This window comes from Falcatimonas sp. MSJ-15, from assembly GCF_018918265.1.
Lineage (GTDB): Bacteria > Bacillota > Clostridia > Lachnospirales > Lachnospiraceae > Falcatimonas.
This window is the reverse complement of record NZ_JAHLQC010000004.1, coordinates 97,725-117,660: the sequence shown is the minus strand read 5'-3', so window position 1 is coordinate 117,660 and position 19,936 is coordinate 97,725. Positions and strand designations below refer to the sequence as shown.

Below are 19,936 nucleotides of genomic sequence, written 5' to 3'. Positions count from 1 at the left end.
ACATAGAATAGAGATATACCCTTCGCAATGCGAAGGGTATGCTTATATTATGAAATATCGAAAAGGAGAAATACTATGGAAGAGAATAAAAACCAAAGATTTTCACAGATAATATCAAAAAGTATGTCTCAACTTATAGTAATACTGTTAGCGATAATCATATTTTTCGCTTTTTACCGTTTCTCGGAGATTATGTCAGTATTTAAATTGATACTTGGAACAATACAGCCAATACTCATTGGATTGTGTCTTGGGTATGTATTAAAGCGTCCACAGAAGTTCTTTCATAAGAAGATATACAAGTTGTTTACAAAATACAAAATTATAAAAAAAGAAAAGAAGAGAGAAAGTATCAGCAAAGGATTATCAATATTCATTGCTATGGTAATGTTCTTAGTTACAATATACATTCTGATAATAATGGCAGTTCCTGAGATTGTTGAGAACATATTCAAAGTGACAGATACACTTCCGGAGCAGGTAAACAGACTGATAAAATGGGTGTCTGAGAGAATGAAAGAGAATAGCAAATATGCAGATATGTTTGAAAAGATATTAAAAGAAGCAACAGATTATATAACAAGATGGGTTAAGAATGATATGATGACACAGATTGGACAGCTTGCATCAGGAATAATATCAGCAGTATCAGTATTTGTTAATGCTGTTGTCGGTGTGATTGTTGCAGTATATGTATTATCAAGTAAAGAGACATTTGCCAAACAAGGTAAAAAAATTATATATGCGATATTTAAAGAAAAACATGCAGAGAAGATATTAAAAGAGTTTAAAAAGAGTGATGATATATTCGGTGGATTTATAAGTGGTAAGATTATCGATTCACTTATAATAGGTGCATTGTGTTTTGTAGGGCTGACAATTCTTGATATGCCTTATACAATGCTTGTAAGTACAATAGTAGGTGTAACTAATGTAATACCATTTTTTGGACCATATATTGGAGCTGTTCCAAGTGCGATACTTATTCTGCTTGCAGATCCTAAAAAAGGTCTTATATTTATTGTATTTATAATACTATTACAACAGCTTGATGGTAATATTATTGGACCTAAGATTCTTGGAGAATCAACAGGACTTACACCATTTTGGGTAGTATTTTCGATACTGCTTGGAGGCGGTTTGTTTGGTATTGTTGGAATGCTCTTTGGTGTACCAACATTTGCTGTAATATACAATCTTATAGCAGAGATTGTTAATTACAGAATAAAGGATAAGAATATATCTCCGGATAGATATGATAATTATGATACTACAGAAAGGAATGGACAGTGACATAATGATTAAGCTTAACAGGAGTCCATATTGGGGACTGGAATGTATAGAGTGTTTTAATGACAAGACTAATGAGAGAATTGATAATCTGTATAAATCAAGAGAAAGTTTTGGAATGAGTCGTACAGAGATAAAAGAATACATTAGAAATATTTTTTATCTAAAGAGAACACTTGAAGAAGAGATGAGCAGGTTACTTACCAAATATCCATACATTAATAAGTATATACGCCCAAAATATAGTGAGAAAAAACGAAAAATATATCTGTTGTATAATCTGGTAAATGGTTTTTATGAAGAGCAGAATACAATAGAGAATATTTTAAAAAAATATGTATTATCCGGATTTGATTTTTTTATTGATAAAGATAAGTTTAATGAACTTGATATGGAAGATTCAAAAAAAGTAATGGAATTATTAAACGAAAGCTGTATTGAGAGTGAGATAAAAGAAAAATTTATGTCGATGTACCTAGACAGAGAGAGTTTATATATAGAAACCAAACTTTTTATAATGGAATGTGAGATAATTGGAAGAAGACATTTTGAAATTATAAAAAATGAGTTTAATGAAGTATATGATAGATTAAATAATATGGAACCGGAAGAACTTAAGAAGTATATTATGGTATGTAATGAAGATACAAAAATATATGAGAATATAGAATATGTAATTCAGATAATGCCATTTAATTCTATAAGTTACTATACAGATAAGCATAAAAAAATTGTATTTGAGATAGGTTTTCTCTTTTTTGAACTTGTAAAAAGAGAGAAAAAACATTCTGAGAATTATATGAGATTGTCAGGAAATCTCTCAGTCTTAAGCGATGAAAAAAGATTAGAGATATTAAAAATGATAAAAGAAAAAAAGAATACAATTAATGCGATATCAGAAGCACTTCAAATGTCTAAGAATGAAGTAATAGTTCATATAGATAATCTTGTTCATAATGAGATAATAAGAATAAAATCAGATGTGGAAGGTAATGAGACTTTTTCTATTAATAATGAGGCACTTAAAGTTCTTGGAGCAGAGATTATAGCTATGTGTGAATAGATTATAGAATAATTATATATTATACAAAAGCCACTTAGTGAACGATAACAAAGATTTTGAGGTTATAGTTCATTAAGTGGCTTTTGTGTAGATGTGATTATGTATTATGAAGAATGAATATAATATTACCAGTTAATAATGCTTCCTGATTTTTGAATTTTTTTACGCAGAGTATAAGCAAGCCCTTCAAGTTCATCATCATTCATATCAGCATAGCCAATACATTGTTTAATCTCTGATACAGGCTTTAATAAAAACTCAGTAATCTCATCAGGTTCATATCCTTTAACAGCGGAAACACCTTTTTTATCACACAAATAGATAGTGACATCTTTTAAAAGCTGGCGTTCTTTTTCAATAGTTGTTTCTTCAGCTTTTTGCTCTTCACGTTCAAAAGCTTTTTTTAAATCGTTTAAATCGACCATATGGACACTCCTTCCAATATATAAAGATGCACAGACATATAAAATATCCTATACTTAAGATAATATTTTACAGTTTATTATACTGTTAATATATCGGAGAGATACGAAGGCATAATAAGACTTGTAGACAGATTGTTAAGAAAATATATTATGCTATAATAAAACATACTTGCGAAGATACATTAAAAGTGGTAAAATGAAGAATAGTGGTCATTTGACCGGAAGATAATTATAAAAAAGGAGCGTTATTATGTCAGGACATTCAAAGTTTGCCAACATAAAACATAAAAAAGAGAAAAACGATGCCGCTAAGGGTAAGATTTTCACAAGAATCGGAAAAGAAATAGTTGTTGCTGTTAAAGAAGGTGGACCAGATCCAGCAAATAACAGCAAGTTAAAGGATGTTATAGCAAAAGCAAAATCAAACAACATGCCTAATGATACAATCGAACGTAGTATTAAGAAGGCAGCAGGTGATGCTAATGCTGTTAACTATGAATCAATTACATATGAAGGATACGGACCAAGTGGAACAGCAATTATTGTTGAGACATTAACAGATAATAAGAATAGAACAGCTTCTAACGTTCGTAATGCATTTACAAAAGGAAGCGGTAATGTAGGAACACCAGGATGTGTATCATTTATGTTCGATAAAAAAGGACAGATTATCATTGATAAAGAAGAATGTGATATGGATCCGGATGAACTTATGATGATAGCATTAGATGCAGGTGCAGAAGATTTTGCAGATGAAGAAGACAGCTACGAAGTAACAACAGCACCAGAAGATTTCAGTGCAGTAAGAGAGAATCTTGAGAATGCAGGTATTACAATGGCTTCAGCAGAAGTTACAATGATTCCACAGACATGGGTTGAATTAACTGATGAACAGGATATCAAGTTAATGAATAGAATTCTTGATTTACTTGATGAAGATGATGATGTTCAGGAAGTATATCATAACTGGGATGAATAATTATATCTGATTATATTGATTGATTTAATATAATATGAAAGATACAATTTAATAGATATGTAGAAGTATATATCGAATCCATCATATAACTTATATGAGTTACTTAATGCGAGTAATTAATATGAGCTGTATGATGGATTTTTGGCTCTTTGTCAAGAGCGGGGGTAAAATCCCATATTGGAAACCTGGTGCATAAGCATCAGGTTTCTTTAATATACTATTAGATTAAGCGATATTTAAATGGAATCTTTTGTTAGAACGAAGAGTGTTTTTTATGTATGAGATGAGACAGTTGATAATAAAGTATCTTGAATAAAAATAGATAATGTGATAGATTAGAAATATTGAAATTAACGAAAGAACGTGTGTTTTTGGGATTGAGGAGGCAATAATTTAGATGAAAATATTTCACTTATCAGATTTGCATATAGGAAAAAGTGTTCATGAATATAGCATGAAAGAAGAACAGATACATATTCTTGATGAGATATTATCTTATATAGAAGAAGAACATCCACAGGCAGTTATATTTGCAGGAGATATATATGACAAGTCGGTTCCGTCTATTGAGGCTGTGAATATTCTTGATGAGTTTTTTACAAAAATATCAAAAACGGGAGCGAAGATTCTTATAATTAGTGGTAACCATGATTCTTCACATAGACTCAATTTTGCGAGCAGACTGCTTGAGAGTAATAATATATATATTGAAAGTGTATTTGATGGGAAAGTAAGAGTAGTAACACTTGATGACGAATATGGTGAAGTTAATTTTTATATGCTTCCATTTATAAAACCTATGGATGTAAGAGGATATTATGAAGATAGAGATATAGAGAGTTATAATGATGCTATTAAAGCGGTAATTGAATCAACTTATGTTGACAAATCAAAGAGGAATGTTATGATTGCCCATCAGTTTGTTACAGGAGCTATTAGAACTGAATCAGAGATAACAGTTGGAACAGTTGATAATGTTGATGGAACGATATTTGATGATTATGATTATGTTGCACTTGGACATATTCACAGGCCACAGAAAGTGCTTCGTGAGACTATGAGATATAGTGGAACACCACTTAGTTATTCTTTTTCAGAAAAGGATGATAAAAAGAGCATAACAGTGATAGATTTTGATGAAGGCAAAGTTCCAAAGATTACTTTTCTTCCACTTCTGCCACTACATAGAATGGTAGAAGTAAGAGGTAGTCTTGAAGAACTATTAACAAGAGAAGAGGCAACAGATGATTATGTAAAAGTAATTCTTACAGATGATGTTGCGATTGATGCTATGGCAAAACTTCAAAAGATATATCCGAATATTATGCAGATTGTCTTTGAAGACAAGAAGGCAATAGATATATTAGATGGTATTGCCGGTGATAATGTACTTAATAAAGATAAATACGAACTATTCTCTGATTTTTATAAAGAGATTACAGGTGAAGATATGAATGAACAGGATAAGGCTTATCTTGTTAGATGTATGGAAAGTGGCAACGGGGAGGATTAGTGATGAGACCTATAAGACTTACGATGGAAGCATTTGGAACATATCTTAAGAAGACAGAGATTCCATTTGATGAATTTGGTAAAAAAGGTCTGGTGCTTATAACAGGAAGTACCGGTTCTGGAAAGACAACGATATTTGACGCAATTACATTTGCATTATATGGTGAGAATAGTAAAGATACAGTTGGTAACGGTAAGAGAAAAGATGCAAGAACGCCGGAGATGCTAAGAAGTGATTATGCTGAACCTAAAGTTAAGACGTATGTAGAACTTGAGTTTGAGCATAATAATGAAGTATATATAATAAGACGTAATCCGTCTTATGAACGACCAGGATATAAGACAAAGATTCCACATAGTGTTGCACTTACACTTCCGGATGGAACAGTTCTTACATCAACAAGAGATATTGATGGTGAGAAAGGCAAGATAAAAGAGATTCTTGGAATTAATGTATCACAATTTAGACAGATTGCCATGATTGCACAAGGTGAGTTCCAAAAGCTTTTATTGGCATCAACAGATGACAGAGTTGAGTTATTTCGTTCTATTTTTGATACATATAGGTTTAATGACATACAGGAACGAATAAGAGATATCAACAATAAAAATGCGATAGAATATAAAAAGATAAAAGAGAAAGTAATAGAACTTACAGGTGAAAAAGATGTATTTGATTGTGAAGATATGTCACAGGAACTAGGTAAGAGTATAGAAGCAGCAACACGAAAACTTGAAGAATATGATGCAGCTATTAAGAAAAAAGAGAAAGAAAAGATAGCAGTGAATAATGCTCTTATGGCTGCAGATGAGATTAATAAGAAGATTGACATGTATGAAGCATGTATTATCAAAAAAAATAATCTGAAAGAGAATAGCAATGTTATAGAGTTATATAAAAATAATGTAAGAAAATATGACAAAGCTGTTAAGATAAAACCGTATGATGACAGATGGCAGATGCTCACCAAACAGTATATGGATAAGATTACTAAAAATGAAGAACTTAAAAAGACAATAGAAGTTGAACAAAAATCAGCCAATATTGTAAAAGGAAAGCTTGATGAAGAACTACAAGTTGATCAGACTCCATATATTAATAAAATAAATGAGTTGTCAAAACAACTTGAAAAATATAAACAATTTGATGAGATTAAAAGCCTATATGCAAAAGAAAAAAGCATAATTACAGATGCAAGTGCAAAAAAAGAAGAATTTAAGACAAAACTTGATTCTTTGGATGGGAAGATAAGAGAGAATGATAAACTCCTAAAATTCCTTGCCAGTGCAGGAACAGAGAAACAGCGTTGTGAATATGAGATTAATAATATTAATGCTGTTGTAGAAGCATTCAGACAACTTGATACAAAGGCAAAACAGCTTGCAGGCTTAATGAAAGAACTTAATAATGCCTATGGAGAACAAAAGATACTTCTTGCAGAACGTAATAGACTTAATAGCAGATATCTTGATGTTGACACAGCATATTATGATCATATAGCCGGAAGACTTGCTATTGGTCTTACAGAAGGAATGCCATGTAAAGTATGTGGTTCACTTATACATCCTAAGATCGCAACACTTCCAGAGAATGCACCTGATGAAGAAGATGTAAAGAAAGCAAGAAAAGAATTCGATGAAGCAGAAAGCATATATAGAAATCATAATGAACATATAGCATCGCTTAAAGGTAAGATAGAGACAGACAAGATTAATCTGCTTAATAATCTTAATAATTATCTCTCAGATAACCTTGAGACAGAATCATTTGAACATATAGTAGAAGTTATTGAGAATGTGATAGCAAAATATTCAAAAGATCTTGCACTTCTTAAGAAAAATCTTGATTTTCTTGAAAAACAGGTTGTTCGTAGAGATAATGCAGATGTAGAGAATGAAAAATTGAAAATACAAAGAGAAGAATGTAATGATGCATATAACAGATATGCAGATATATATCATACAGAGAATGAGAACTTTATAAAAACTGAAGCTAAGTATGAAGAATTGAAAAAAGAACTTATAAAGAGTGAAGAAGATGTTACAGACGAGTTATATAAGACAAAAGATATTCTTAATGTACTTCAGACTGAGATAAGAGAATTTACAGCTAAATATGAAGAAAAGAAGACTAAGATTGATAGTCTTAATGGTGCATTTAAAGAAAATGAAGATTTCATAAATGATACTAAAATAAAAGCTGATGATACTTGCAAAAAGTTTGAAGAAATATTGAAAGAGCAGGAATTCTATGATAAAGAAGAGTATAAAAAAGCTCTTTTGGATGAACATGAGATAGATGAAATGAGACAAGCTATATCAGAGTATGATAAGACTGTAACAGAGAATGAGACAAGACTAAGTGATTTAGAACAACAGGGAATAGATACAAAAGAGCGAGAAGATGTTACAGAATATAAAGAAACTCTAAAAAAGACTGTCGATGAGATTGAAGAGATCAGAAAAAAACGTGATGAACTTCATGAGAGAATAACTCTTGACAAAAATAAGGAGATGCTTCTTAAAAAATATGGCAAAGAACTTCAAAAAGCAGATAGTGAGTATAAGAAGAGTAAGAAACTTAATGATGTTGCCAATGGTAATTATAAATTTGAGACTTATGTTCAGGGAGTTTTCTTTGAGCAGATCTTAAGTCAGGCTAATATGCGACTTAAGAATATGATGAATAATCAATTTGAATTAAGAAGAGGAGCAAGGACTAAAGGTAACAGAGGTCTTGATATTATGGTATTTGACAGAAGCACAGGCAAAGAAAGAGATGTAAGAACTCTTTCAGGAGGCGAGTCATTCGTTACGTCTCTCTCTATGGCACTTGGTTTGTCAGATATTGTAAAATATAATAATGGTGGCATAAAACTTGATACAATGTTTATAGACGAAGGCTTTGGAACACTTGATCAGGATACGCTAGAGACATCTATTAATGTACTTAATTCGATGTCTGAAAGCGACTGCCTTATTGGAATTATCTCTCATGTAGCTGAACTTAGAGAACGAATTGACAAGAAGATAGTTGTGACAAAGTCAAATAAAGGAAGTACTGTTACAATAGAAAAATAACAATGTGTAATTTGTAGATAATGGAGGAATGAAAATGAAGAAATTTAGAATAATAACAATATGCATTGCATGCATGATAATGGGTTTGATGTCAGGATGTGGTAATAATAAGCAGAATACATCAAATAAAGAGACTACGTTAAGTGATGGCAATAATAAAGAGACAACAGACAGTAAGTCAGATAACCAAAAAGATAATACAGATAATAGCAATAACTCAGATACTAATACTGATAGTGATTATAAAGTAACTAACCATGTTGAGATTGATGTAAAAGATTATGGTACTATTAAAGTAGAATTATATGGAGAAGTTGCACCTATAACAGTTGCAAACTTTGTAAAACTTTGCAATGAAGGTTTTTACGATGGACTTACATTTCATAGGATTATATCTGGATTTATGATTCAGGGAGGAGATCCTCTTGGAACAGGAATGGGTGGTTCAGATGAGAAGATAAAAGGTGAATTCTCATCTAATGGAATTGAGAATCCGATTTCCCACAAAAGAGGTGTCATATCAATGGCAAGATCAAGTGCTAATGACAGTGCAAGTTCACAATTTTTTATAATGCATGAAGATGCAGATTATCTTGATGGTAATTATGCGGCATTTGGAATGGTTACAGACGGAATGGATATAGTTGATAAGATATGTGAAGATACAAAGGTTGAAGATAGTAATGGTACAGTTAAAAAAGAAAATCAGCCGGTTATTAACAGTATAAAAGTTGTAGATTAACAACAGTATAAGAGTTGTAGATTAATAACAGATATACAATAACAGACTATAAATTTACAATAACTTCTCTAAGTTTGGATAATATATTTAAGATAAGCAGTATATTATAGTGATATAATAATATAAAACAAGTAAGTAGTAGACTATATAGTATATAAACATACATTATAGCAAGAAGAAAGTCTATCATTAATATACTATAACATGTGAGTCATGCACTATGGAGATATACTAAAGTCTGCTGTTAATATGTTTTAGAATAGGTGGTTTCTATGAGAGTATGCGAGCTAAGGGAAAAAGAAGTTATTAATACCTGTGACTGTAAGATAATCGGTAATGTATCAGACGTTGACTTTGATATTAACACAGGTGTCATAAAAGCACTTATAGTCCCCGGACCATGTAAACTGTTTGGAATTACAGGCAGAGAGATAGAATATATAATTCCTTACAGATGTGTTAATCAGATAGGTTCGGATATAATACTTGTGAGTGTAGATCTAAAAGAAGTGACTAAAAAAGTTGTATAAAATATTAAAATAATGATTAATAATAACGTATATGCTTGACCGACAGATATTTTTTACCTATAATCAGTTATAGAAATTCAATAAATGGTGAAGTGGAGGTAAAAATAGAATATGAAGTGTCCTTTTTGTGGAAAAGAAAATACAAGAGTAATAGATTCAAGACCGGCAGAAGATAATAGTGCAATCAGGCGCCGACGTCAGTGTGATAAATGTGGAAAAAGATTTACTACATACGAGAAAGTTGAAGTAATACCACTTATAGTTATCAAAAAAGACCGAAACAGAGAACCGTTTGACAGAGATAAAGTGGCAGCAGGAGTATATGGAGCATGTCATAAAAGACCTATTCCGGCAGAGAAGATTAATAAGCTTATTGATGATATTGAGACGATAGTCTTTAACCGTGAGGAAAAAGAGATTGAAAGTTCAGAGATAGGCAATATTGTTATGGATAAACTTAATGAACTTGATCAGGTTGCGTATGTTAGATTTGCATCTGTATATAGAGAGTTCAAAGATGTTAATACATTTATAGACGAACTTAAGAAGATACTTGATAAGAAATAATTATATTGAATCTGACAAGTAGACTGAATAAGATAATATATATTGAATCTGACAGGTAGACTGAATAAGATAATATATAGTTAATATGACAGATAGACAGAATAATATATAGTTAATATACTATGCAAATAGTGAATACTTACTGCTTTGTGGCAGGTATACATCTTAGAATTACATAAAGATAATACAGAAAGAGGGATGATATGTTTAAGAAATTTTATCCAAAAGCACAGATGGATTCGACTTATAATATAGATTTTGACCTTCTATGGAAAAAAGGTTATAGAGGTGTTATGTTTGACATTGATAATACACTTGTTATGCATGGAGCACCAGCTACTAAGCAGGCAGTAGATTTTTTTGAACAACTTAGAGAAAAAGGCTTTGATACATGTCTTATATCTAATAATAAGATTGGCAGAGTTGAGAGTTTTGCAAAACAGGTTAATTCGAAATATATCTATGATGCACACAAACCTTCGACCAGGAATTATATAAAAGCTATGGAACTTATGAATACAGATCGTAATACAACAGTTTTTGTTGGTGACCAGTTATTTACAGATGTATATGGTGCTAACAGAGCCGGAATTAAGACCATTCTTGTATCACCGATTAATCCAAAAGAAGAGATTCAGATTGTGCTAAAAAGATATCTTGAGAAGATAGTAATGCATTTTTATAAAGGAAAGGAAGGAAGCCTGGATAATTTTTAATGAAATACAGGTAAAAAATATGAGGAAAATAGACGGAAAGACAAGAACACTTGGACTTATTGGCAATCCAGTAGAACATTCACTGTCACCATTTATTCATAATTATATAGCAGACAAGATGGATATTAATACAGTATATACGACTTTTAAAGTTGAAAAAGATGATGTGCTGACAGCAGTAAAAGGAGCTTATGCACTTAATATACTCGGAATGAATGTTACAGTTCCACATAAGAGTGCTGTTATTGAAGCACTTAGTGATATAGAACCACTTGCTAAAGCGATAGGAGCTGTTAATACACTTGTAAGAACAAAAGAAGGCTACAAGGGATACAATACAGATATATTAGGACTAAAGAGGGAACTTGATGATGAAGGTATATGTCTTAAGGATGAACATATTGTTATTCTTGGAGCAGGTGGAGCAAGCAGAGCAATAGCATTTCTATGTGCAGATGAACAGGCGGGAGAGATTATTATACTTAACAGAACACTTGAAAAAGCACAGGATATAGCTGATAATGTTAACAACTATTATGGTAAAAATATTGCAAGTGCAGGAACACTTGATAGTTATGATACAATAATGACAGATAATAAATATATAGCAATTCAGACATCGAGTGTTGGATTGTATCCTAATAATAATCAGGCAGTTATAGAAGATGAGGAATTCTATACGAAGTTAAAATGTGCAGTTGACATTATATATAATCCACTAGAGACACAATTTATGAAGCTTGCAAAAGCTAAAGGTGTTGTAGCTTATAATGGACTTAAGATGCTTATGTATCAGGGAATTAGTGCTTATGAGCTGTGGAATGATATTAAAGTCAGTGAAGAACTTATAAAAGAATTATATTCATGTTTGGAAAGGCAGTTTAATGAATAAGATAATATTAATAGGTTTTATGGGATGTGGTAAGAGCAGTGTAGGAAGAAATCTTGCCCAAAAGCTTGGTTATGTATTAATAGATACAGATAAATATATAGAAGAAAGAGAAGCAAGAAGCATAAGTAGTATATTTGCAAAAGAAGGCGAACCTTTTTTCAGAGAATTAGAGACAGAAGTACTTGGTGAATTAGCTATAGCAAAAGAAGATATGGTATTATCAGCCGGAGGTGGGCTTGCACTTAAAGAAAAAAACAGAGAACTGTTTAAGCAAATGGGAACTACTATATATCTTAAAGCATCACCACAGACAATATATTCACATGTAAAAGGTGATACAAAGCGACCACTTCTTCAATGTGATGATCCAAGAAAAAGAATAAGCGAACTTATGAAAGAGCGAGAAGAATTCTATCAAAAAGCTGCAGATATTGTGATTGATACTAATGATAAGAACATTGAGAAGATTGCAGATGAGATTGTTAAGAAAGTAAATATAATAAGAAAGCAGGAAGATAAGATGAAAGTACTTGTATTAAATGGACCAAATATTAATTTTCTTGGGATAAGAGAAAAAGGCATATATGGCAAGGAGAATTATGATACACTTGTTAAAATGATAGAAGAAGCTGCTGAAGAAAGAGATATCGATATTGAAGTCTATCAGTCTAATTATGAAGGAGCAATTATTGATAAGATTCAGCAGGCATATTATGACAAGACAGATGCTATTATAATAAATCCGGGAGCATTTACACATTATAGTTATGCAATTAGAGACGCCTTGGCATCAGTTGAGATGCCGAAGATAGAAGTTCATATATCCAATGTTCATAAAAGAGAAGAATTTCGTCATACATCTGTAACAGCTCCTGTATGTACAGGGCAGATTGTCGGAATGGGATTATATGGTTATATTATGGCACTTGATGCAGTATGTAATATGTTAAAAAAAGATAAATAATATATTATTATTACAGAATATGAAAAAAAAGGTTGAAAAATATTACCTTTTATTATAAACTAGTAGAAGATGATTTAAGGAGGTATACCAAGTATGGTACAAGCAGGCGATTTTAGAAATGGTCTAACAATTGAAATGGACGGTAACATCTATCAGGTTATCGAGTTCCAGCATGTAAAACCTGGTAAAGGTGCAGCTTTCGTAAGAACAAAGTTAAAAAATATTAAGAATGGTGGCGTTGTTGAAAAAACTTTCAGACCAACTGAAAAGTGTCCACAGGCGCACATTGATAGATCAGATTATCAGTATTTATACAATGATGGTGATTTATATAACTTCATGAATACAGAGACATTTGAGCAGATTGCATTAAGCGAGGATAATGTTGGTGATTCATTAAAATTTGTTAAAGAGAACGAAATGGTTAAGTTATGTTCACACAATGGTAATGTATTTGCTATTGAACCACCTCTTTTTGTTGAGCTTGAGATTACTCATGCAGAACCAGGTGTTAAAGGTGATACAGCTACAGGTGCTACAAAGCCAGCTGTAGTTGAAACAGGAGCAACAGTATATGTTCCATTATTTGTTAACCAGGGAGATAAGATCAAGATTGATACAAGAACTGGTGAATATTTGTCAAGAGTCTAATATTGAGCAAATATAGTATAGTATACTAATATAGTGTAGCCGCAGAGTTATTGTAAGTGATTGCAAGGCTTTGCGGTTATTTGCGTTTAATACACAGCTTGTTAAGCTCGCAGAAATGAGCATAGGATGCAAATGGGTGTCAGAGAAAGGAGAAAATCATGGAAGATATGAAAGAATTTGTGGCATATAGCAGAAAACTTTTAAGAATACTTAACAAACTAGAAAATGCTTTGGAAAATAAGGAATATGAAAAAGCATTGGAAATGGTAAGAGAATTAAAAGAAGATACACAAAAAGATATTGAAGCTTAAATAGGAATAATATTTTTGAGGAGAATAAGAATGCAAGAAGTATATCCGGTATTATTTACAATAACAGAAGAATGTATATTAGTAGAAGTTCCAGATCTAGAAGTTTTGACAGAAGGTAAAAATATGTTTGATGCTGTGAAAATGGCAAGAGATGCAATACAATTAAAGCTAGTAGTACTTGAAGATGAAAAAGCAAAAATACCAAGACCTACAGAATTAGAAAATATTGAATTATCTAAAGGAGAATTTGCAGAGGAAGGAAAGACAATAGTATCGTTGGTTGATGCTGATTCTGAAGAATATAGAAGACAATTAGAAGATTGTTCTAAGTTCAATATTAAGAAGTTAAAAGATATTATAGCATATAAGAAGAAAAAAGCATGAATGCTAGAGATTATATGAGGTTGCCTTATACAAGATTGGTAGAGAAGATAGATGATGAGAGTGGACATTATTTTTGGGGGAGAATATTAGAGCTGGATGGCTGCCAAAGTACAGGTGACACTTTAGAAGAGTTATATGAAAGTCTTGATGAAGCAATGGAAGGATATATAGAAGCTAAATTACAGAATAATATGATAATACCTTTACCAAAAGGGGTAGATATGTAAGGTACATAAAATGGGCTGTTTTTACGGTCCATTTTTTAATAGAGATTTTTTGAGGCTTTTTGATATAGTTTTTTTGGATAGAGATAGTATATTTTAATAAAACATATTGAAAAATAGAATGAAATGTGTTACCATTCTAGAGTTGTCGGACTATGAGTATCAGACAATGTCATATCATTATGCACAACATTCGTTGTGATATTTTCAACATCAATTAAAAATAATATTAAAAAAGTACAAAAGAGAAAGAGATTCTGTTTTAGTGCAAGAAAAACAGGATTAGAATGAGAGGAAAAAATGAATTATTCAGAATTTATTGAAGCAGTGCGTTGCGAGGTTATGGAGATATTAAGCAGAGAAGGAAAAGTGTCTGTAAAAGTTCAAAGGATTACAAAAAATAATGGAGTTGAACTTGATGGACTTATGGTATTAAGACCAGACAGTAATGTATCACCTACAATATATCTTAATGATTTTTATAACCAGTATCAGAATGGCAGAAAGTTTGGAATAGTGGTTAATGACATAATAGAGATATATAACAAAAACAAAGATTCACTAAAAGTATCAGAAGATTTTTTTGTTGATTTTAATCTGATTAAAGACAGAATAATATATAAAACAATTAACTATGAACAGAATTTGAGATTGTTAAAAGATGTGCCACATATAAAGATAATGGATTTGGCAATAGCTTTTTACTGCATAGTAGAAGCTAATGAAGAGATAAGAGCAACAACACTTATACATAATTGTCATATTGAAAAATGGAATATAAGCAAAGACGAATTATACAAGACAGCATTCTACAATACACAGCGACTTTATGAACCTGAGATAAGAGATATGTATGAGATAATAATGGAGATGATGAATTCAGTAAGTGATAATTCAGATGACAGCAATGATATCGACAGGCTTGCTAATGAGTATAGAGAAGTACCTGAAAGTGAGATTAAGATGTATGTACTTACTAATAAAAAGAAAACTAATGGTGCATCATGCATCTTTTACGAAGATGTTTTATCAAGATTTTCAAAGAAGATAGACAGAGATCTTTTTGTACTGCCAAGCAGCATACATGAAGTTATAATAGTACCGAAGACAGATTTTATAACAAAGGATGAATTAAAGACGATGGTATGTGAAGTTAATGCATCAGAAGTCGATGAGTGTGACAGACTTTCAGATAATGTATACATATTTGAAAAAAATGGGAATACACTATCTATAGCATAATATTTTCCTTTAACAAAAGATGGTTATGTGCTATAATAGACAACAGGCGTAAAAAGCCTGTTGATGTACACCTGTAGCTCAGTGGATAGAGCAATAGCCTCCGGAGCTGTGTGCGAGGGTTCGATTCCCTTCAGGTGTATTTATTAAAAAGACAATAAATCCAATATCATTTATTGCAATTTTATAATAAATTTGTTAAAATAAACAAGGTTGAGAAAGGCAAGGAGGAGAATGTGAAGGCAAAAATTATAGAATTTCTTAACAGAGATTTTGTCAAGAATTACGGGAAATATATTCTTGCAGGAATATTATTAGTTATATTTATAATATTATTTGCTATTGGAATACTTAATGGCAGAGAGAGCAGGATTAATACAGGTGAGCTTGATACACCGGATAATGAGACTGGTTCAGTGGTAGCAGTACCATCAGGAGAGAAAGCTACTACAAAAGATGGCGAGACAGTAAGTGCAGAAGAATTTGAGAGCGGTAAATATCCATTTATAGATACGCTTGTTAAGAATTATTATACGGCACTTGCCAATAATGATGTTGATTCGTTATCTAAAGTTGTTGATTCAATGGATTCAATACCATTAGATGAGCTTACAACAGAGAGTCAGTATATCGAAAGTTACAATAACATTGAGTGCTATACAAAAGAGGGGCTGCTTGATAATACTTATATTGTACTGGTGTATTATGAAATTAAATTTCTCAACGTTGAAACATTAGCGCCAGGTTCTACATGTCTATATGTAGAAGTAGATGAAAGCAATAACCCATACATCTATACACAGGCTCTTAGTGATGATGTAAAAGCATATAGAGATTTAGTGCTTAATGATGATTTCGTTAAGACATTATACTCTACTACTGAAAGAAAGCTAGAAGAAGCAATGTCAAAGGATGAGCAGCTTAAAGAACTTATTAAAGCTATTAATACATCGACAGAAAAAGAGACAACAGCAGATGGTAGTAAGCCTGCCAATGAAGCGACAACTGCTGCAGAGACAACAACAGCGGCTGGTCAGGAGACAACTAAAGCGCAACCGGAGACAACTAAGGCAGCTGTAACAGAGACGACAGCAGCTACACAGCCTGCACAGGCTAATTAGAGGCGATACAATGTAAGAAAACCATTTGGAAGAGTCCGAATGGTTTTCTTTGCTAAGGTGAAAATTTTAGATAGCATTAAGAAATATTAAGTAATGAATGGAGAAAAAAATGAAAATATTATTTATTTCCCTTGGATGTGATAAGAATCTTGTTGATACAGAAGTTATGCTTGGACTTCTTAGTAAGAGTGGTTATACTTTTACAGATGATGAGACACAAGCAGATATAATTGCAATTAATACATGCTGTTTCATAGGAGATGCTAAGGAAGAAAGTATTAATACAATTCTTGAGATGGCAGAGTATAAGAAAAATGGCAAATGCAAAGCGTTAGTAGTAGCTGGATGCCTTGCACAGCGTTATAAGGATGAGATAGAAAAAGAGATACCTGAAGTTGATGCGATTGTAGGAACATCAAGTTTTGATAAGATTGTAGAAGTAGTTGATGAAGTTATAAAGGGAAAGAAAAAAGATATTGTTCTAGATCCTAGCAGACTACCTGAAGTTATCAATGGTCGTGTGATTACTACAGGCGGATATTATTCATATCTTAAGATTGCTGAAGGCTGTGACAAATATTGTACATACTGTATTATTCCAAAGGTAAGGGGACACTATAGAAGTATACCAATGGAGAAGATTATAGAATCAGCAAAAGAACTTGTATCAAAGGGTGTAAAAGAGATTAATCTTGTTGCACAAGAAACAACACTTTATGGTACAGATATCTATGGTAAAAAAGCATTGCCGGATCTATTAAGAGAATTATGTAAGATAGATGGATTGTATTGGATAAGAATTCTATACTGTTACCCTGAAGAGATAACAGATGAACTTGTACAGGTAATAAAAGAAGAGGATAAAGTATGTAATTATCTTGATCTTCCAATTCAGCATGCTTCAGATGCGATTCTTAAGAAGATGGGACGTAAGACTAATAAGCAGGAATTAAAAGAAAAGATAGCAATGTTAAGACGTGAGATACCAGACATAGCATTGAGAACAACACTTATAGCAGGATTTCCTGGAGAAACCGATGAGCAGCATGAAGAAGTGCTTGATTTTATTGATGAGATAGAATTTGACAGATTAGGAGCATTTACATATTCTCCTGAAGAAGATACAAAAGCGGCAGTTATGCCGGATCAGATACCTGAGGAAGTAAAAGAAGACAGAAGAGACGCAATTATGGAACTTCAGCAGGAGATAGCAATTGATAAAGGGCAGGATAGAATTGGCAAGACATATCTTGTTATGATAGAAGGAAAAGTCTCTAATGAGAATGCTTATGTTGGACGTACATATATGGATGCACCTAATGTTGATGGATATATATTTGTCAATACAGATGAAGAACTTATGTCAGGCGACTTTGTATATGTTAAAGTTACAGGAGCACAGGAATATGATTTGATAGGAGAGATTGACTATGAATTTACCAAATAAACTTACATTAGCACGAGTAATAATGATTGTTCCATTTTTGTTTTTTTTATTAACTGATTTTGCAGGAGGAGCAAGTAAGTATATTGCACTTGCGATTTTTATAATAGCAAGTCTTACAGATATGCTTGATGGCAAGATAGCAAGAAAGAGAAATCTTGTAACTAATTTTGGAAAGTTTATGGATCCGCTTGCAGATAAACTTCTTGTATCATCAGCACTTATATGTTTTGTTGAGATGAACAAACTTCCGGCATGGATAGTTGTTATAATTATCAGCCGAGAATTTGTAATAAGTGGATTCAGACTTATCGCTTCAGATAATGGAGTTGTAATTGCAGCAAGTTATTGGGGCAAGATTAAGACAACATGTCAGATGATAATGGTTATATTACTTATAGCAGATATCAATCTTGCAGTGTTTGAAGTATTAGAACAAGTATTTATATATGCATCACTTGCACTTACAGTTATATCACTTGTTGATTATCTTGTAAAAAATAAAAATGTACTTGCAGATGGAGGAAAATAATATGATTGTTGAGCTTGTTTCAGTTGGTACAGAGATACTTTTAGGAAATATAGTCAATACAAATGCAGCATATTTAGCTACAAAATGTGCAGCACTAGGATTGTCTATGTATAATCAGTCAGTTGTAGGAGATAATGAAGAACGACTTGATAATACAATCAAGCAGGCACTCTCAAGATCTGATATAGTCATAATTACTGGTGGACTCGGACCAACACAGGATGATTTGACAAAAGAGACAGCAGCAAGACATATGGGCTTTCGATTGGTAGAAGATATGCATACAAGAAAGAAAATTGAAGAATTCTTTAAAGATAGTATATATACAGAGATCCCTGAAAATAATTGGAAACAGGCTATTGTGCCGGAAGGTGCGACAGTCATTGATAATAATAATGGTATGGCTCCGGGACTTATTATGGAGAAGAATAGTAAGATTCTTATAATGCTTCCTGGACCACCGAACGAACTCTATCCTATGTTTGAACATGATATATATCCATATCTTGCAAGTCTTAATAATGAGACAATATACTCTGAGACAGTGAAGATTGCGGCATTTGGAGAGAGTCAGGTTGAGGATAGGATAATTGATCTGATAGATAGTCAGACTAATCCGACAATAGCAACTTATGCGAAGACATCAGAAGTTCATATAAGAATAACTGCAAAGAATGATAGTGAAGAAGATTGCAAGAGAATTATAGAACCTGTGAAGAATGAGATTATAAGCAGATTTGGAGAAGATGTTCTTACATGTAATGAAAAAGAGACATTAGAAGAATGTCTTGTAAATATGTTAAAAGAAAGACATTATACAGTTACAACAGCAGAATCATGTACAGGAGGTAAGATAGCTTCGAATATTGTTAATGTAAGTGGAGCATCATCAGTACTTAATTCAGCATTTGTAACATATTCTGCAGAAGCAAAGATGGAATTTGCACATGTAGAAAAAGAGACAATAGATAAGTATACAGTAGTAAGTGAACAGACTGCATATGAGATGGCAAAAGGAGCAGCCGAAACTGCACATTCTAATGCAGCTATGTCGGTTACAGGTATAGCAGGTCCACTTGGCGGAACAAAAGAACAGCCGGTAGGACTTGTATATATAGGCTGTTATCTTAATGGTAAAGTATCTGTCGCTAGATATGTATTCAAAGGCAATAGAGAAAAAGTAAGAGAACAGGCAGTATATCATGCTATGAATAATCTAAGAAAAATGATTATAAGTGAAGATAGTTCAAAGAATTAGTAATCTGAGAA

At 32.2% G+C, this 19,936-nt stretch carries 21 protein-coding genes, 1 tRNA gene and 1 pseudogene; 22 read left to right on the top strand and 1 reads right to left on the bottom strand.

Annotated elements, in window-relative coordinates; genetic code table 11:
• Nucleotides 1–75 precede the first annotated feature (75 nt).
• Both KQI85_RS04190 and KQI85_RS04185 read left to right on the top strand, forming a co-directional pair.
• Complete coding sequence (locus tag KQI85_RS04190; protein ID WP_216574840.1) at nucleotides 76–1,293, top strand: AI-2E family transporter; 1,218 nt, start codon at nucleotides 76–78, stop codon at nucleotides 1,291–1,293.
• Nucleotides 1,265–2,353 (top strand): helix-turn-helix transcriptional regulator, encoded by a 1,089-nt coding sequence (locus tag KQI85_RS04185; RefSeq protein ID WP_216574839.1) that lies wholly within the window; start codon nucleotides 1,265–1,267, stop codon nucleotides 2,351–2,353. Before KQI85_RS04190 ends, KQI85_RS04185 begins: the two co-directional genes overlap by 29 nt.
• Before the next feature lie 125 nt (nucleotides 2,354–2,478).
• On the opposite strand, the gene KQI85_RS04180 is transcribed toward KQI85_RS04185, so the two are convergent.
• Nucleotides 2,479–2,778 (bottom strand): hypothetical protein, encoded by a 300-nt coding sequence (locus tag KQI85_RS04180; protein ID WP_216574838.1) that lies wholly within the window; start codon nucleotides 2,776–2,778, stop codon nucleotides 2,479–2,481.
• Between the two features lie 250 nt (nucleotides 2,779–3,028).
• Here KQI85_RS04180 and KQI85_RS04175 point away from each other — a divergent pair, with 250 nt between their 5' ends.
• From KQI85_RS04175 to KQI85_RS04085, 20 genes and pseudogenes are all read left to right on the top strand, one after another.
• On the top strand, nucleotides 3,029–3,757 hold the full coding sequence (locus tag KQI85_RS04175; RefSeq protein ID WP_216574837.1) for a YebC/PmpR family DNA-binding transcriptional regulator: 729 nt from the start codon (nucleotides 3,029–3,031) through the stop codon (nucleotides 3,755–3,757).
• 397 nt (nucleotides 3,758–4,154) lie between these two features.
• Entirely contained in the window at nucleotides 4,155–5,270 is a 1,116-nt protein-coding gene (locus KQI85_RS04170) for an exonuclease SbcCD subunit D (RefSeq protein WP_216574836.1), read from the top strand.
• 2 nt (nucleotides 5,271–5,272) lie between these two features.
• Nucleotides 5,273–8,350, top strand: a complete 3,078-nt coding sequence (locus KQI85_RS04165; RefSeq protein WP_216574835.1) for an AAA family ATPase — start codon at nucleotides 5,273–5,275, stop codon at nucleotides 8,348–8,350.
• Between the two features lie 34 nt (nucleotides 8,351–8,384).
• Nucleotides 8,385–9,092 (top strand): peptidylprolyl isomerase, encoded by a 708-nt coding sequence (locus KQI85_RS04160; protein ID WP_216574834.1) that lies wholly within the window; start codon nucleotides 8,385–8,387, stop codon nucleotides 9,090–9,092.
• Nucleotides 9,093–9,364: 272 nt separating this feature from the next.
• On the top strand, nucleotides 9,365–9,622 hold the full coding sequence (locus tag KQI85_RS04155) for a PRC-barrel domain-containing protein (RefSeq protein ID WP_216574833.1): 258 nt from the start codon (nucleotides 9,365–9,367) through the stop codon (nucleotides 9,620–9,622).
• Nucleotides 9,623–9,733: 111 nt separating this feature from the next.
• Nucleotides 9,734–10,189 (top strand): transcriptional regulator NrdR, encoded by a 456-nt coding sequence (nrdR, locus tag KQI85_RS04150; RefSeq protein WP_216574832.1) that lies wholly within the window; start codon nucleotides 9,734–9,736, stop codon nucleotides 10,187–10,189.
• A 203-nt stretch (nucleotides 10,190–10,392) separates the two neighbouring features.
• Nucleotides 10,393–10,905, top strand: a complete 513-nt coding sequence (locus KQI85_RS04145) for a YqeG family HAD IIIA-type phosphatase (protein WP_216574831.1) — start codon at nucleotides 10,393–10,395, stop codon at nucleotides 10,903–10,905.
• Nucleotides 10,906–10,924: 19 nt separating this feature from the next.
• Nucleotides 10,925–11,797: a shikimate dehydrogenase gene (aroE, locus tag KQI85_RS04140; RefSeq protein ID WP_216574830.1), complete on the top strand. Its 873-nt coding sequence runs from the start codon at nucleotides 10,925–10,927 to the stop codon at nucleotides 11,795–11,797.
• Nucleotides 11,790–12,278 (top strand): annotated as a pseudogene (locus tag KQI85_RS16480) (shikimate kinase); the annotation flags it as partial. The gene aroE and the pseudogene KQI85_RS16480, both read left to right, overlap by 8 nt.
• A gap of 39 nt (nucleotides 12,279–12,317) precedes the next feature.
• The gene (aroQ, locus tag KQI85_RS16475; RefSeq protein WP_253293745.1) at nucleotides 12,318–12,761 is read left to right on the top strand and encodes a type II 3-dehydroquinate dehydratase; all 444 of its coding nucleotides are present in this window, start codon (nucleotides 12,318–12,320) and stop codon (nucleotides 12,759–12,761) included.
• A 93-nt stretch (nucleotides 12,762–12,854) separates the two neighbouring features.
• The gene (gene efp / locus KQI85_RS04130) at nucleotides 12,855–13,412 is read left to right on the top strand and encodes an elongation factor P (RefSeq protein ID WP_216574828.1); all 558 of its coding nucleotides are present in this window, start codon (nucleotides 12,855–12,857) and stop codon (nucleotides 13,410–13,412) included.
• A gap of 158 nt (nucleotides 13,413–13,570) precedes the next feature.
• Complete coding sequence (locus KQI85_RS04125; protein ID WP_216574827.1) at nucleotides 13,571–13,723, top strand: hypothetical protein; 153 nt, start codon at nucleotides 13,571–13,573, stop codon at nucleotides 13,721–13,723.
• Nucleotides 13,724–13,753: 30 nt separating this feature from the next.
• Nucleotides 13,754–14,107, top strand: coding sequence for a type II toxin-antitoxin system HicB family antitoxin (locus KQI85_RS04120; protein ID WP_216574826.1), 354 nt, complete (start codon nucleotides 13,754–13,756; stop codon nucleotides 14,105–14,107).
• Nucleotides 14,104–14,334, top strand: coding sequence for a type II toxin-antitoxin system HicB family antitoxin (locus KQI85_RS04115; protein WP_216574825.1), 231 nt, complete (start codon nucleotides 14,104–14,106; stop codon nucleotides 14,332–14,334). The genes KQI85_RS04120 and KQI85_RS04115 overlap by 4 nt, the downstream gene beginning before the upstream one ends.
• 297 nt (nucleotides 14,335–14,631) lie before the next feature.
• Nucleotides 14,632–15,573 carry a DUF5688 family protein gene (locus KQI85_RS04110; protein WP_216574824.1) on the top strand — a complete coding sequence of 314 codons (942 nt, stop codon included), beginning with the start codon at nucleotides 14,632–14,634 and terminating at the stop codon, nucleotides 15,571–15,573.
• A 67-nt stretch (nucleotides 15,574–15,640) separates the two neighbouring features.
• Nucleotides 15,641–15,712, top strand: a tRNA-Arg gene (locus KQI85_RS04105).
• A 94-nt stretch (nucleotides 15,713–15,806) separates the two neighbouring features.
• Nucleotides 15,807–16,691 carry a hypothetical protein gene (locus KQI85_RS04100; protein ID WP_216574823.1) on the top strand — a complete coding sequence of 295 codons (885 nt, stop codon included), beginning with the start codon at nucleotides 15,807–15,809 and terminating at the stop codon, nucleotides 16,689–16,691.
• 109 nt (nucleotides 16,692–16,800) lie between these two features.
• The gene (gene rimO, locus KQI85_RS04095; RefSeq protein ID WP_216574822.1) at nucleotides 16,801–18,138 is read left to right on the top strand and encodes a 30S ribosomal protein S12 methylthiotransferase RimO; all 1,338 of its coding nucleotides are present in this window, start codon (nucleotides 16,801–16,803) and stop codon (nucleotides 18,136–18,138) included.
• Nucleotides 18,122–18,667 carry a CDP-diacylglycerol--glycerol-3-phosphate 3-phosphatidyltransferase gene (pgsA, locus tag KQI85_RS04090; protein WP_216574821.1) on the top strand — a complete coding sequence of 182 codons (546 nt, stop codon included), beginning with the start codon at nucleotides 18,122–18,124 and terminating at the stop codon, nucleotides 18,665–18,667. The genes rimO and pgsA overlap by 17 nt, the downstream gene beginning before the upstream one ends.
• A 1-nt stretch (nucleotide 18,668) precedes the next feature.
• On the top strand, nucleotides 18,669–19,925 hold the full coding sequence (locus KQI85_RS04085; protein WP_216574820.1) for a competence/damage-inducible protein A: 1,257 nt from the start codon (nucleotides 18,669–18,671) through the stop codon (nucleotides 19,923–19,925).
• Nucleotides 19,926–19,936 lie beyond the last annotated feature (11 nt).

Bases quoted from the DNA above. Each gene is read 5' to 3' on its own strand.
- KQI85_RS04190 (WP_216574840.1), top strand. From the start codon at position 76: ATGGAAGAGAATAAAAACCAAAGATTTTCACAGATAATATCAAAAAGT.
- KQI85_RS04185 (WP_216574839.1), top strand. From the start codon at position 1,265: ATGATACTACAGAAAGGAATGGACAGTGACATAATGATTAAGCTTAAC.
- KQI85_RS04180 (WP_216574838.1), bottom strand. From the start codon at position 2,778: ATGGTCGATTTAAACGATTTAAAAAAAGCTTTTGAACGTGAAGAGCAA.
- KQI85_RS04175 (WP_216574837.1), top strand. From the start codon at position 3,029: ATGTCAGGACATTCAAAGTTTGCCAACATAAAACATAAAAAAGAGAAA.
- KQI85_RS04170 (WP_216574836.1), top strand. From the start codon at position 4,155: ATGAAAATATTTCACTTATCAGATTTGCATATAGGAAAAAGTGTTCAT.
- KQI85_RS04165 (WP_216574835.1), top strand. From the start codon at position 5,273: ATGAGACCTATAAGACTTACGATGGAAGCATTTGGAACATATCTTAAG.
- KQI85_RS04160 (WP_216574834.1), top strand. From the start codon at position 8,385: ATGAAGAAATTTAGAATAATAACAATATGCATTGCATGCATGATAATG.
- KQI85_RS04155 (WP_216574833.1), top strand. From the start codon at position 9,365: ATGAGAGTATGCGAGCTAAGGGAAAAAGAAGTTATTAATACCTGTGAC.
- nrdR (WP_216574832.1), top strand. From the start codon at position 9,734: ATGAAGTGTCCTTTTTGTGGAAAAGAAAATACAAGAGTAATAGATTCA.
- KQI85_RS04145 (WP_216574831.1), top strand. From the start codon at position 10,393: ATGTTTAAGAAATTTTATCCAAAAGCACAGATGGATTCGACTTATAAT.
- aroE (WP_216574830.1), top strand. From the start codon at position 10,925: ATGAGGAAAATAGACGGAAAGACAAGAACACTTGGACTTATTGGCAAT.
- aroQ (WP_253293745.1), top strand. From the start codon at position 12,318: ATGAAAGTACTTGTATTAAATGGACCAAATATTAATTTTCTTGGGATA.
- efp (WP_216574828.1), top strand. From the start codon at position 12,855: ATGGTACAAGCAGGCGATTTTAGAAATGGTCTAACAATTGAAATGGAC.
- KQI85_RS04125 (WP_216574827.1), top strand. From the start codon at position 13,571: ATGGAAGATATGAAAGAATTTGTGGCATATAGCAGAAAACTTTTAAGA.
- KQI85_RS04120 (WP_216574826.1), top strand. From the start codon at position 13,754: ATGCAAGAAGTATATCCGGTATTATTTACAATAACAGAAGAATGTATA.
- KQI85_RS04115 (WP_216574825.1), top strand. From the start codon at position 14,104: ATGAATGCTAGAGATTATATGAGGTTGCCTTATACAAGATTGGTAGAG.
- KQI85_RS04110 (WP_216574824.1), top strand. From the start codon at position 14,632: ATGAATTATTCAGAATTTATTGAAGCAGTGCGTTGCGAGGTTATGGAG.
- rimO (WP_216574822.1), top strand. From the start codon at position 16,801: ATGAAAATATTATTTATTTCCCTTGGATGTGATAAGAATCTTGTTGAT.
- pgsA (WP_216574821.1), top strand. From the start codon at position 18,122: ATGAATTTACCAAATAAACTTACATTAGCACGAGTAATAATGATTGTT.
- KQI85_RS04085 (WP_216574820.1), top strand. From the start codon at position 18,669: ATGATTGTTGAGCTTGTTTCAGTTGGTACAGAGATACTTTTAGGAAAT.